This window comes from Brevundimonas faecalis, assembly GCF_040549405.1.
In the GTDB taxonomy this organism is placed as follows: domain Bacteria; phylum Pseudomonadota; class Alphaproteobacteria; order Caulobacterales; family Caulobacteraceae; genus Brevundimonas; species Brevundimonas faecalis.
Genome location: NZ_JBEPTF010000001.1, coordinates 1,214,864 through 1,227,022, shown reverse-complemented (window position 1 = coordinate 1,227,022; position 12,159 = coordinate 1,214,864). Strand labels below are relative to the sequence as shown.

Genomic DNA, 12,159 nt, shown 5'->3' with positions numbered 1-12,159 from the left:
ATGGGAAGCCCGCGCGTCAGGCGTCCACAGGCGGCGAGATCAGATCACATAGTCATAGGCGATGTCGGCCAGGGTGTGGTCCATCGTCCGCGCGGGCGTCGCGTCGGTCGGACAGGCCACGACCTTGGCCGGCACCCCGGCCACGGTGCAGCCCGCCGGCACCGGCTTCAGCACCACCGAGCCCGAAGCCACCTTGGCGTAGTCGCCGATCACGATGTTGCCCAGCACCTTGGCCCCGGCGCCCAACAGGACGCCGCGCCCGATCTTGGGATGGCGGTCGCCGCGCTCCGCCCCGGTCCCGCCCAGGGTCACGGCGTGCAGCATCGACACCTCGTCCCCGACCACCGCCGTCTCGCCGATGACGATGCCGGTGCCGTGGTCGACGAAGACGCCCGATCCGATCCGCGCCGCCGGATGGATGTCCAGTTGGAACAGTTCGGAAATCCGGCTCTGGAAGTGGAAGGCCAGGGTGTCGCGCCCCTGCCCCCACAGCCAATGGGCCACACGCCAGGCCTGCAGCGCCTGGAAGCCCTTGAAATACATGAAGGGCTGCAACAGCGACCGGATCGCCGGGTCGCGGTCCTGCACCGCCTTCAGATCGGCCTCGGCCGCCGTCAGGATGCCGGGATCGGCCGCAAAGGCCGCCAGCGCCACCTCGCGCAGCGACATGGCACCCAGCTCAGCGTCGCCCAGCTTGCGCGCGATCTGGAAGCTCAAGGCCCCCGCCAGATCGTCATGCGCCAGCACCACGGCGTTCAGTTGCGAGGCCAGGCGCGGCTCCTCGCGCGCGGCCTCGTCGGCTGCGGCCCGCAACTGCGCCCACAGGTCCGGCTCTTGCGGCACGATTTCCAGCTTGGCCATCGGGCCTCCCGTTTCCTTGCAGGCGATCCTACGCCCCCAGCATGGCCTGCGCCAGCGCGGCGGGCAGTTCGCCTTCCCGCGCCATATGGTAGGCCTTGTAGGCCGTCGCCACCGTCAAGCTGTCCCGCACCGCGCCCCGCTCGATCTCGGCCAGCAGATCACGGAAGGGCACGCGCGCCGTCACGATCACCTCGGTCGGGTCCGGGTCGACCGGAACCGCGCTCAGCCCCCAGGCCACCCAGGTCATGACCCGCTCGTCGGTGATGGAGTTCGACAGGTCCATGTCCAGGGCCGCGCGCCAGTGCTCCGCCGCCAGCCCCGCCTCCTCGGCCAGTTCGCGGCGCACCGCGTCGAACGGGTCCTCGTCCATCGGCGCCCCGCCCTCGGGCATCTCCCAGGAATAGCGCATCAGGGCGAAGCGGTGCTGCCCCACCATCGTCACCGTCCCGTCCTCATGCAGCGGCAGGACCCCCGTCCCCACATTCTTGGGCCGCACCACCTGATAGTCGGCCGCCGCCCCCGTCGGCGCCGTCGCCGGATGCCGCGTCACCTGCATCCACGGCGTGTCGATCATGAGGCTGTCGCCATGGCTCGCCCATTTCGGCGGCTCGGGCAGGTCATGGGCCCAGCGGGGCTTGATCTCGGGAATATCGTGCATCCCTCCGCTATGGCGCCGGGCGCTGCAAAATCCTAGCTAGACGGCATGACCGATCTCAACGCCGCCCTGCCCCTGCCCGTCCGTTCGGATGCGCTTCTGTCCCGTCTGGCGACCCGTCGCTCGGCGTCGGCCCAGCTTCTGGCCGCCCCCGGCCCGTCCGAGGCCGAGATCGAGCAGATCCTGACCCTCGGCGCCCGCACTCCCGACCACGGCAAGCTCTTCCCCTGGCGCTTCGTCGTCCTGGGCCCCCAGAGCCGCGCCGACCTGTCCGAGGCCCTGGCCGCCCTGGCCGAAACCCAGGGCCGCAGCGAAAAGGACCTGGCCGTCCTGGCTAAACTGGCCAATCCGCCCCTGACCGTCATGGTCGTCTCGACCCCGATCCAGGGCCACAAGGTCCCGGTCTGGGAGCAGCAATTGTCCGCCGGCGCCGTCTGCATGAACCTGGAACACGCCGCCGACGCCCTGGGCTATTCGGCCAGTTGGATCACCGACTGGTATTCCTACGACCCCGCCGCCGTCGCCCTGTTCGGCGTCCAGGACGGCGAGACCATCGCCGGCTTCATCCACCTCGGAACCCTGACCGAAGCGCCCCTGGAACGCCCCCGCCCCGTCATGGCGCACAAGGTCGAACGGCGAGCGTAGGAATAAAGATCGGCGGCGAGGCCTGTCGCCGCCCGTTCCTGATCAGGTCTGTGAGTCCCGCAGGCTGGCATCTGCACGGTTTCTGCATCCGACCTGGTCCAAATCTCGAACGGACGGCCATCAGCATTCGACACGCACAGACGACAAGGACCTCCTCATGAAGAGGAGCGCCGTCCGGCCGTGTTCAAGTCATCCCTTAGATCGTCGTTCTGGCTAAAGATCGGGATCGCGCTGCTGCTGGTCGGCCTGGCCGACCGGCTGTTCTTCATGCAGCGACCCGGCGCCACGCTCGGCCTGTTCGCCCTGCTGTGGTTGGCGGCGACCGCCCTGTTCCGAAAGGGATGGGCGCGCGATCGGCGCGGTCTCCTGGCCGCGGCAGGCGCCGCGGCTCTGGCGGTGATCCTGATCGATCAACCCAGCCTCCTGACCTGGGTCCTGTTCGGTCTCGCCTTGATGATCGCCGCACAGTCGGCCCGGGTGCGCGGCGGCGAGGACGCCTGGCGTTGGGCGCAGCGGTTGATCATCCATGCGGCGACGGCCGTGGTCGGGCCGTGGATCGACCTGATCCGTCTCAACCGAACCAACCGGCGACGCCAGGCGATGAATCTGCCGGGAACGGTGCGGCTGCTGATCCTGCCCGTGCTCGGCGGCGCCGTCTTCCTGACCCTGTTCGCCAACGCCAATCCGGTGATCGGCGATCTGGCGGCGCAGCTGCGATTGCCGCCCCTGTCCGAAGACACGACGGCGAGGCTCGTCTTCTGGGGCGTCGTTCTGATCGCCGTCGGCGGCATTCTGCGTCCGCGCTGGCGCCGTCGCCTGATCGCTCTGCCGTCGCGGGAGGCGCGGACGACCCCACGCGTAGCCGCCGCTTCGGTCACGCTGTCCTTGATCGTGTTCAACCTGCTGTTCGCGATGCAGAACGGCCTGGACCTGGCCTTCCTGTGGAGCGGCGCGCCCTTGCCCGAAGGCGTGACCCTGGCCGAGTACGCCCATCGCGGCGCCTATCCCCTGATCGTCACGGCCCTGCTGGCGGGCCTGTTCGTCCTGATCTTCCTGCGACCGGGATCAGAAACGGCGGCGCGGCCCCTGGTTCGAAGACTGGTCGTTCTGTGGGTCGGACAGAACCTGTTTCTGGTCGCCTCCAGCCTGTTGCGGACCGCCGACTATATCGAGGCCTATTCCCTGACCCGGTTCCGCATCGCCGCCATGATCTGGATGGTGCTGGTCGGCGTCGGCCTGGGACTGATCTGCTGGCGTATGCTGAAGAACAAGAGCGCAAGCTGGCTGATCAACGCCAACGTCGGCGCGGCCCTGGCGGTGCTGGCGGTGGTCAGCGTGATCGACCTGGGCGCGATCGCGGCCCATTGGAACGTGCGTCATGCGCGCGAGATCGACGGCCAGGGGTCACGGCTGGACCTCTGCTATCTCGACGGCCTGAACGGCGCGGCCCTGGTGTCGCTCGTCGAGTTGGAACAGCGAACGACGGACCCGGCGCTGCAGGATCGCGTCGCGGCGGTTCGCGACCGCCAGTTGACGGCGATGCGGGAGCATCAATCGAAATGGCGGGGCTGGCGCTGGCGTGACGCCCGGCGGCTTGATCGGGTCGAGCGACTGACCGCCGGCCGGCCTCTGACCGCCCCGCTACCCGGTCCGCGCGACTGCGACGGGCGTTTGTTCCCGCCGCCCGCGCACGCCTCGGCGTCCCCGCCCCCGTCTCCCGTCGCTCCCCCGTTGACCTCTGAAGCCGGAACCTGAACATGGCGATCATGCAGAGCACCGTCCTGGTCGTCGATGACGACCCGCATATCCGCGACCTCCTGACCTTCGCCCTGGACAAGGCCGGGTTGGCGACGCGCGAGGCGGGCGACGGCGAAGCGGCCCTGGCCGCCATCGCCGCACAGCGGCCGGACCTGGTCATCCTGGACATCAACATGCCCCGCATGGACGGAATCGAGGTCTGTCGTCGTATCCGCGCCCAGAGCGACCTGCCCGTGCTGTTCCTGTCGTCCCGCGACGACGAGATCGATCGGATTCTGGGCATCGAACTGGGCGCCGACGACTATGTGGTCAAACCGTTCAGTCCGCGCGAAGTGGTGGCCCGCGTCGCCGCCATCCTGCGGCGGGTGAACATGTCCCCGCCCCCGCCGCCCCCGGGCATGGTCCGCATCGGCAGACTGTCCCTGGATACGGACGGCTGGCGCGCACGCTGGAACGAGGCCGACGTGCCGCTGACCATCACCGAGTTCGGCATTGTCCGCGCCCTGGCCTCGGCTCCGCAAAAGGTCTTCACCCGCGACGCCATCATCGACCGCATCCACGGGCCGGGATTCGCTCTGACCGATCGGACCATCGACAGTCATGTGCGCAACCTGCGCGCCAAGTTCGCCTCTATCGGCGGGGCCGACGTGGTCGAGACGCGCGCAGGCGTCGGCTACCAGATAGGCCCCTGTCGCGGCGGCGAGGCGTGATCGGAAGCGCGATCCAGCGTCTGAGAGGCTTCGTGCGGGCGCACTGGCCCGCTCTGCGCCTACGCACCATCCTGTTGTCCGTGCTGTTTTTCGCAGCCGTCCTGCCCGGCCTCAGCGCCATCTTCCTGCGGGTCTATGAGAACACCCTGGTCCGTCAGACCGAGGCGGAGCTGATCGCCCAGACAGCGACGCTTGCCGCGACGGCCGAGGCGACCTGGCCGGGCGCGCGCATCCTTCCCCCGACCGAGGTCCAGCGCCGAACGCCCGGCTATTTTCAACCGGAACCGGCCGGCATCGACCTGCGCTCCGATCCGGTCCTGCCGCCCCGTCCGCCCGCGCACGCCGCGACGACGCCGGCCGATCCGGCAGCCGTTCTCACGGCGCATCGCCTCGAGCCGGTGATGGAGGAGACCAGCCGCACCACCCTGGCCTCCTTCGTCCTGCTGGACCGCGACGGCGTGGTCGTACGCGGCCTCGGCATGGGCGGAAGCTGGCGTGACCTCCCTGAAGTCCGGACCGCGCTCGCAGGCGCTCCGGCGACCGTGCTGCGCCGCAACGCCGCCTATCGGCCGCGCTATGCGATGGAGTGGCTCAGCCGGGCCTCAGGCCTGCGTATCCATCATGCGCGGCCTATCGTGGTGAACGGACAGGTCGAGGGCGTCATCCTGACCTCGCGCTCGCCGCGCGCCCTGTTCAAGGGGATCTATCAGGACCGGGGCAAGATCCTGTTCGGGATCGTCGCGGTTCTGGGCCTGCTCAGCGTATTGGCGGTGCTGATCTCTCGCGGCATCGCCCGTCCGATCGAGGTTCTTCGCCGCGCGACACGCGACGTGATGCACGGCGGCGGCGCGGTGCCGCCGCCCCCCTCGACGGCCGCGGTCGAAATCCGCGACCTCTACGAAGACTTCGGTCAGATGGCCGAGGCCGTGGAACGCCGCTCGCGCTACCTGCGCGACTTCGCCGCCGCCGTCAGTCACGAGTTCAAGACGCCCCTGGCCGGGATTCAGGGCGCCGTCGAACTGCTCCGCGACCACGGCGACGACATGGACCCCGATCAGCGCCGCCGCTTCCTCGACAACATCGACGCCGACGCGCGGCGCCTGTCTGATCTGGTGAAGCGACTGCTGGACCTGGCGCGGGCCGACATGGCGCGACCAGAGGCCGGAGCGGCGGTCGATCTGCGCCCCGTCACGGCCCGCGTCGCCGACGCCCTGGGCGCCGGCCTGGCGATCGAGGTCGATCTGCCGGGCGACCTGCCCCTGGTCGCCGTGCCCGAGGCCAGCCTGGAGATGGCGCTGACCATCCTGCTGGAAAACAGCCGACAACTGGGCGCGACGGTGGTGCGGATCACCGCTCACGCCGCCCCCGATCAGGTGCGTCTCACGGTGTCCGACAACGGTCCGGGCGTGGCCGAAGGCGACGCCGAACGCATCTTCGAGCCCTTCTTCACGACACGCCGCAGCGAAGGCGGGGCGGGACTCGGCCTGTCCATCGCCCAGGCCCTCCTGCGCGCGAACCGGGCCGACCTGGCCTTGGTGGAAAGACGAGGCGGCGCGACGTTCGAACTACGGCTGCCGCAATCCGCCGACTAGCCGCCGGGTCGCAGACACGGTCAGGGGATCAGCCATCCTTCTTCACGCAGGGCGCCGACCCGCGCGCGCGACACCGGCGCTTCCAGCCCGCCGGTCAGGCGCAACCGCATGTTGCGGCCGTCCTCGACCACGCCCACGACGCCCGCGCGCGCCACCCACCAGGAGCGATGGGTCTGCGTCCCGTCCACGTCCTTCAGCCCCGCCATGGCCTGCGACAGCGACATCAGCACCAGGGCCGATCCCTGCGGCGTATGCACCCGGACATAGTGATCCTCCATCTGCAGGCACAGCACCGTCCGCCCCAGCCTGGCCGGCAGGCGATCGCGCGGATCGGCGGATTCGGCGTCCGGCTTGCCCGTCGCATTCTCGCGCGGCCGGGTCGCCCAGGTCATGCCCACGGTGGCCAGGGCGCTGATCACCAGCCCCTGCCCGTACCATTCCAGCCAGCCCACCTGCTCGACCACCGGCCACAGCCGCACCGCCAGCGACCGGCTCAGCACCACGGGCAGCAGGGTCAGCACCGCCACCGCGGGCGGCGTCCAGATCCAGGCCGAAATCCTTCGCGCCTCGGCCCAGCGCGCCAGGAACGGCAGGCTGACGCCGAAGGCCAGCCATCCGGCCCACAGACAGACCACCCAATAGGCCGTCCGCACCGGCAGGGTCCCGCTCAGATAGCTGCCGAACGGACCGATGATCCCCAGCGCCAGCCCCACGGCGGTCGAGACGGCGAAGCCCACGGCCGCCGCCCGCCATCGCCTGTCCTTCAGTCCCCTCGATTCCATGACGCCAGATTAGCAAGCGCCGCCGCCGATGACAGCCGTTCGCCGGGCCGCGAACCCATTCGCCCATTCGCCCATATCCGCTGGCGCGGCGGCGTTCCGAGGCCTCACACAGCCTCATCACTCGTCGCCTGAAGGCCTGATACATGAACACCGCCGCCCTGATCGCCGCCGCCTCCGTCCTGCTGGGCGCCTGCGCCGCGACCGCCGCTCCCGCCTCCGCGCCCCTGGTCCAGTCCAAGGCCGCCGCCCCCGTGGTCCGCGACGGCGTGCTCTCCATGGGCCTGACCGTTCCCGACGGCGATCATCCCGCCATCGAGGCTGGCGTCTGGGTTCCGACCGAGGCGGCCGCCGACGGCCCCTACCCCCTGATCGTCATCTCCCACGGCAACGGCGGCGACTTCCGCAGCCACCACGACACCGCCGCGGCCCTGGCCAAGGCCGGCTTCGTCGTCGCCGCCCTGACCCACACCGGCGACAACTGGCGCGATCAGAGCCGCGCCACCGACCTCGTCGACCGTACACGCCAGTTGTCGGTGCTGATCGACTACATGACCCGGGACTGGAGCGCCCGTGACGGGATCGACGCGAACCGCATCGGCGCCTTCGGCTTTTCCGCCGGCGGTTTCACGGTCCTGGCGGCGGCGGGCGGCGATCCCGACCTGGGCCGGCTGGCCGACCACTGCCGCGACAACCCCGGCTTCTACGACTGCCGCCTGATCGGCGAGCATGCGGGAACCATGAAGGCGGGCGCCGCCGCCCCTCGCCTGCCGCACGACGCCCGCATCAAGGCCCTGGCCGTCGCCGCCCCGGCCCTGGGCTTCACCTTCGCCAAAGAGGGCCTGAGCAAGGTCACGCAGCCGGTCCAGTTGTGGCAGGCCGGCGCCGACCAGATCCTGCCCGCCCCCTTCTATGTCGAGCCGGTCCGCGACGCCCTGCCCACGCCGCCCGAATACCGCCGCGTCGAGGGCGCCGCCCACTTCGACTTCTTGCCGCCCTGCTCGCCGCAACTGGCGGCCGCCGCCCCGATGATCTGCGCCCCCACGCCCGGCTTCGACCGCGCGGCCTTCCACGAAACCCTGAACCGGGAGGTGGTCCGCTTCTTCAGGGAGACGCTGTAACCGGACCCGGCGTCGGCTCGTCTGTTTTCAGAGCCGACGCCTTTTCATCAAGGCGCGGCCTTCGCCGCGACCTCGTCCGCGATGCGCGCGAACAGCCGCCCGGCGCGGGCCCTGCGGCTCTCGTTCTGCGTCTGGCGAAGCGGAAGGTCCGGGCTCAGGCCCGCGACCTCGTCCTCTCCGTTCGAGCGCAGGCGAACGCAGGTCGGGAAGTTGAACACCAGGCCCGTGGCCGGCAGGCTGACCTTCCCGTCCGGCCCCATCGCACCGCAGCCCGCTCCCGCGCTCTCGACCCCGGCCAGGCGGGCGACGCCGTTGTTCTGCAAGGTCGCCGCGAACATCTCGGCCGAGGACGCCGTGCGACCGTCCATCAGGACATAGACCGGACCTGACCAGGCGCCCCAGTGGTCGCGCGCGTCAATTGACCACGACACCCGCCGAGCGATGCGCGGCTGTGGAATCGCCTCCGCCGGCAGGTTTTCCAGCGGCCCGCCGGCCGTTCCGATCTGGACCAGGTCGCTGCACGCACCGAACGGAGTCCACGCGCGCTGTTCCCGCCAGACCCACGACAGGTCGCACCCCGCAGGCAGGGACGGATTCACGTTCTGCAATTGTGTGAGCGCCTGCGACAGGATGCGCTCGCCGCCTGCGTCGGGCTCCAGGCTCAGACCGCGTTCGACTTCCTCCACCTGTTCCGTGCGATAGGCCTCCGCCGCCGCCCCCTTCTTGATGAGCAGGGGCGAGGATTTGATGAGCCGGTCGGTGAACAGACGGGCGGCGATGTCGCCTGAATCGTCCCCGCCGCCGTTGCCGCCGATGTCGACCAGAACCGCATCGACCTTGCGATCCGCAAAGCCGCGCAGAATACCGGCCAGTTCCCTGTACCAGCCTGCCGTCATGGCCCGTTCCAGCGCGCTCAGATTGACGTCTCCGCCCTTGTCCACGCCCTCGGCCGTCCAGTTCTGACGACAAAGGGAGACATATCGATCCATCGAGAAGCTGGGGATGCGGACCACGCCGACACGGCGCCCGTTCACGGTCATGACGCCCGAACGGAACGCCCCCTCCTCCCCGTCCGTCTCCAGTTCAAACCCGGCCAGGGTCTCGATCGGCAGGGAAAACGGCGCCTGCGTCCCGCCGTACCCCAGGGCCGGACAGGCGCGGTTGGCCGGGTCGGCGGACTTGATGTCTGGCTCCTCCGGCTCCTTCGTCTCCGGCAGGGCGGGCGCGAGCGCGGGCCGCCCTACCAGGTGCGCGTCGCGGAAGGCGCCGAGAAAGGCCATCAAGGCCGCGCGCGCCTCGTCCTCGGTCGTCGCCGCCTCCAAGGCCGCGCGCGTCCGACGGTCCAGGGCGGGCAGGTCCCGCCCGCTCTCAGGCGACGCGAACCAGGTCAGGTTGGCGTACTGCGCCTCCATCCCCTGCTTCAACGCCAGATAGTCCGCGGACCAGGCTCCGCGCGCGTCGGGCGCAGGCGCGCCGGCCGTCAGCAGCGCGATCGCCGCCGCACCGCGGATCAGGGATGAATGCAAGGACATGGACGCCTCAAAAATCGTGAGAAGGCCATGAAGCTAGCGAAGCGGCGTCGACCCGTATTGAACGTCAGGCCGGTTTTGAACGCGGCGCGGGCAAGATTTTCGTCCGCCTGAAGCCGCCCGGCGTCACGCCGTAGGCCGCCTTGAAGGCGCGCGTCAGATGCGCCTGATCGCTGAACCCGCAATCCAGCGCGATCGCCCAGATCGGCACCTCGTCAGCCGCCAGCATCCTGGCGGCGTTCTCCAGCCGGCAACGACGCGCCAACCCGGCCAGCGACAGGCCGTAGGCCTTCCTGAGCGCCGGACCGATCTCTTCCGCCCGGCACGCCACGGCGCGGGCCACCTCGTCGACAGTGAAAGGCTCCGACGCCCGGCTCAGGACATAGTCATGGACGTCCGACAACCATTTCGACGGCCCGCGCAGGGCGGTCGACGTACGCGCGAACAGAGTGACCGCCTCGAGAACCAACCCCTCCAGCGCCAAGGGCGTGAACCGGTCGTTCCGGCGCGCCTCGACCGCCATGCGCCGTCCCAGGGCGCTGAACCCCGCGCCCCCGGTGAACGAGGCCGCGGACAGGTCCAGGGCGTCGCCCAGAAAATCCAGGCCCTCCGCGGTCAAATTGATCTGCGCTTGCCGGGCGCCGTCGCGGTCGAACACCTGGGCGTGCTCGGCGTCGGCGGGGCAGTACAGCATGTGGCCGCTGACATGGGCCGCGTCCCGTCCCTGGATATGCTCGCAATAGCCGCCGCCTATGATCAGGCTCAGGCTCGCGTCCCTGTGGGCATGGGCGTCGATCCGTGCGCCCGCCCCATAGTCGACCAATCTTACCTTGCCGAACCAGGCCATAGGTTTCCACACGCCCCGAACCGATACTGAACGGTCCCTGTCACATCATCCCGTCGAGCGAAACCGCCCCGTCGGCCCTCACCCCCGCCCGCGATAGGTCGCCACGCCCTGATCCGGCAGCCAGACGCCCTCGATGGGCGCGCCCGTCTGCCAGAAGACGTCGATGGGGATGCCGCCGCGCGGATACCAATAGCCGCCGATGCGCAGCCATTTCGGCTGCAACAGATCGGCCAGGCGCTTGCCGATGGCCACGGTGCAGTCCTCGTGGAAGGCGCCGTGGTTGCGGAAACTGGTCAGGTACAGCTTCAGGCTCTTCGACTCGACCAGCCAGTCGCCCGGCACATAGTCGATCACGATATGGGCGAAGTCGGGCTGGCCCGTCACCGGGCACAGGCTGGTGAACTCCGGCGCGGTGAAGCGCGCCACATAAAGCGTGTCGGCGTGCGGATTGGGCACCCGCTCCAGCACCGCCTCTTCCGGGTTCGTCGGGGCGGCGGTCTGAACGCCGAGTTGGGACAGGCTGTCGGTATAGTGCGTCATACCCGCCATTTAGTCGCTCGGCCCGCCAAAGAAAATCCTGGCCCGACGACCGGGCGACGGCAATCGGCGTTTTGTCCCTACGCCTCTTGAGGGAGAAGGAAGCTGAGTGATTGCCTTCCCCGGCGACAGCCGGTTAGCGTCCCTAAAAGCAACCCGCATGATCCGAGGAAACGACCCGTGGCCATTCCCGCCTCCCTGCAGTCCGGCCTGAAGCTGCCGGTCATCGCCTCGCCCATGTTCCTCGTGTCCGGTCCGGACCTAGTGGTCGAGGCCTGCAATGCGGGCGTGATCGGCACCTTCCCCTCGCTGAACCAGCGCACGACCGAGGGCTATCGGGACTGGGTTCAGGAGATCAAGTCGCGACTGACGCCCGACGCCGCCGCCTTCGGCGTCAACCACATCGTCCACCCGACCAATCCGCGCCTGATGGCCGACATGATGGTCTCGGTCGAGGAAAAGGTGCCGCTGATCATCACCTCCCTGGGTGCGGTGCGCGACGTGGTGGATGCGGTCCACGGCTACGGCGGCGTCGTCTTCCACGACATCGCCAACGTCCGTCACGCCCGGAAGGCGGCGGAGGCGGGCGTCGACGGCCTGATCCTGGTCGCTAACGGCGCGGGCGGGCACGCCGGCGTGGTCAATCCCTTCGCCCTGATCAACGAGGTTCGCAGCTTCTATGACGGGACCATCATCCTGGCGGGCTGCATCTCCACCGGCCAGGACGTGGCGGCGGCCCTGATGATGGGCGCCGACTTCGCCTATATGGGCACCCGTTTCATCGCGACCCAGGAGAGCGAGGCCCAGTCCCATTACAAGGACCTGATCGTGGCCTCCGGCTCGGCCGACATCACCTACACCCCCGCCGTCTCGGGCATTCCGGCCAACTTCCTGACCCCGTCCCTGATCGAGAACAAGATCGATCCCAAGTCCCTGCCCGAGCACAAGCTGGACATGGGCGAGGAGGCCAAGGCCTGGAAGACCATCTGGTCGGCGGGCCAGGGATCGGGATCGATCCACGACGCCCCCTCCACGGCCCAGCTTGTCGCTCGGCTGACGGACGAGTTTTCACAGGCCTGTGATAAATTCGACAAGAAGCGCCTCTAGAGGCGACCTCGTCCCTAA

The 12,159-nt window shown here is 69.3% G+C and carries 12 protein-coding genes; 6 read left to right on the top strand and 6 right to left on the bottom strand.

Going from position 1 to position 12,159, the window contains the following annotated elements; all coding sequences use genetic code 11:
• Positions 1–39: 39 nt before the first annotated feature.
• Both cysE and ABIE19_RS06035 read right to left on the bottom strand, forming a co-directional pair.
• On the bottom strand, positions 40–861 hold the full coding sequence (gene cysE, locus ABIE19_RS06040; protein ID WP_354088217.1) for a serine O-acetyltransferase: 822 nt from the start codon (positions 859–861) through the stop codon (positions 40–42).
• A gap of 28 nt (positions 862–889) precedes the next feature.
• The gene (locus tag ABIE19_RS06035; RefSeq protein ID WP_354088216.1) at positions 890–1,519 is read right to left on the bottom strand and encodes an NUDIX domain-containing protein; all 630 of its coding nucleotides are present in this window, start codon (positions 1,517–1,519) and stop codon (positions 890–892) included.
• Between the two features lie 45 nt (positions 1,520–1,564).
• Here ABIE19_RS06035 and ABIE19_RS06030 point away from each other — a divergent pair, with 45 nt between their 5' ends.
• The 4 genes from ABIE19_RS06030 to ABIE19_RS06015 all read left to right on the top strand — a co-directional run bounded on the left by ABIE19_RS06030 (position 1,565) and on the right by ABIE19_RS06015 (position 6,221).
• Positions 1,565–2,161 carry a nitroreductase family protein gene (locus tag ABIE19_RS06030; RefSeq protein ID WP_354088215.1) on the top strand — a complete coding sequence of 199 codons (597 nt, stop codon included), beginning with the start codon at positions 1,565–1,567 and terminating at the stop codon, positions 2,159–2,161.
• A gap of 180 nt (positions 2,162–2,341) precedes the next feature.
• Positions 2,342–3,916, top strand: coding sequence for a DUF4153 domain-containing protein (locus tag ABIE19_RS06025; protein ID WP_354088214.1), 1,575 nt, complete (start codon positions 2,342–2,344; stop codon positions 3,914–3,916).
• A 2-nt stretch (positions 3,917–3,918) separates the two neighbouring features.
• On the top strand, positions 3,919–4,629 hold the full coding sequence (locus tag ABIE19_RS06020; protein ID WP_354088213.1) for a response regulator: 711 nt from the start codon (positions 3,919–3,921) through the stop codon (positions 4,627–4,629).
• Positions 4,626–6,221 (top strand): sensor histidine kinase, encoded by a 1,596-nt coding sequence (locus ABIE19_RS06015; RefSeq protein ID WP_354088212.1) that lies wholly within the window; start codon positions 4,626–4,628, stop codon positions 6,219–6,221. The genes ABIE19_RS06020 and ABIE19_RS06015 overlap by 4 nt, the downstream gene beginning before the upstream one ends.
• 20 nt (positions 6,222–6,241) lie before the next feature.
• Here the strand turns inward: ABIE19_RS06015 and ABIE19_RS06010 are convergent, their stop codons facing one another.
• Positions 6,242–7,003: a LytTR family DNA-binding domain-containing protein gene (locus ABIE19_RS06010; RefSeq protein ID WP_354088211.1), complete on the bottom strand. Its 762-nt coding sequence runs from the start codon at positions 7,001–7,003 to the stop codon at positions 6,242–6,244.
• Positions 7,004–7,146: 143 nt separating this feature from the next.
• Between ABIE19_RS06010 and ABIE19_RS06005 the strand changes: the two genes are divergently transcribed.
• Positions 7,147–8,121: an alpha/beta hydrolase family protein gene (locus tag ABIE19_RS06005; RefSeq protein WP_354088210.1), complete on the top strand. Its 975-nt coding sequence runs from the start codon at positions 7,147–7,149 to the stop codon at positions 8,119–8,121.
• 47 nt (positions 8,122–8,168) lie between these two features.
• On the opposite strand, the gene ABIE19_RS06000 is transcribed toward ABIE19_RS06005, so the two are convergent.
• The 3 genes from ABIE19_RS06000 to queF form a co-directional block, all read right to left on the bottom strand.
• A complete protein-coding gene (locus tag ABIE19_RS06000) occupies positions 8,169–9,653 on the bottom strand; it encodes a S41 family peptidase (protein WP_354088209.1) in 1,485 nt (494 codons plus the stop codon).
• Between the two features lie 64 nt (positions 9,654–9,717).
• Positions 9,718–10,497, bottom strand: coding sequence for a helix-turn-helix transcriptional regulator (locus tag ABIE19_RS05995; protein WP_354088208.1), 780 nt, complete (start codon positions 10,495–10,497; stop codon positions 9,718–9,720).
• Between the two features lie 78 nt (positions 10,498–10,575).
• A complete protein-coding gene (queF, locus tag ABIE19_RS05990) occupies positions 10,576–11,037 on the bottom strand; it encodes a preQ(1) synthase (protein WP_354088598.1) in 462 nt (153 codons plus the stop codon).
• A 177-nt stretch (positions 11,038–11,214) separates the two neighbouring features.
• On the opposite strand from queF, the gene ABIE19_RS05985 reads away from it, so the two are divergent.
• Entirely contained in the window at positions 11,215–12,141 is a 927-nt protein-coding gene (locus ABIE19_RS05985) for an NAD(P)H-dependent flavin oxidoreductase (RefSeq protein ID WP_354088207.1), read from the top strand.
• Positions 12,142–12,159: the final 18 nt, after the last annotated feature.

What these genes read in the sequence shown, in the direction of transcription:
- cysE (WP_354088217.1), bottom strand. Translation starts at nt 861, where the DNA reads ATGGCCAAGCTGGAAATCGTGCCGCAAGAGCCGGACCTGTGGGCGCAG.
- ABIE19_RS06035 (WP_354088216.1), bottom strand. Translation starts at nt 1,519, where the DNA reads ATGCACGATATTCCCGAGATCAAGCCCCGCTGGGCCCATGACCTGCCC.
- ABIE19_RS06030 (WP_354088215.1), top strand. Translation starts at nt 1,565, where the DNA reads ATGACCGATCTCAACGCCGCCCTGCCCCTGCCCGTCCGTTCGGATGCG.
- ABIE19_RS06020 (WP_354088213.1), top strand. Translation starts at nt 3,919, where the DNA reads ATGGCGATCATGCAGAGCACCGTCCTGGTCGTCGATGACGACCCGCAT.
- ABIE19_RS06010 (WP_354088211.1), bottom strand. Translation starts at nt 7,003, where the DNA reads ATGGAATCGAGGGGACTGAAGGACAGGCGATGGCGGGCGGCGGCCGTG.
- ABIE19_RS06005 (WP_354088210.1), top strand. Translation starts at nt 7,147, where the DNA reads ATGAACACCGCCGCCCTGATCGCCGCCGCCTCCGTCCTGCTGGGCGCC.
- ABIE19_RS06000 (WP_354088209.1), bottom strand. Translation starts at nt 9,653, where the DNA reads ATGTCCTTGCATTCATCCCTGATCCGCGGTGCGGCGGCGATCGCGCTG.
- ABIE19_RS05995 (WP_354088208.1), bottom strand. Translation starts at nt 10,497, where the DNA reads ATGGCCTGGTTCGGCAAGGTAAGATTGGTCGACTATGGGGCGGGCGCA.
- queF (WP_354088598.1), bottom strand. Translation starts at nt 11,037, where the DNA reads ATGACGCACTATACCGACAGCCTGTCCCAACTCGGCGTTCAGACCGCC.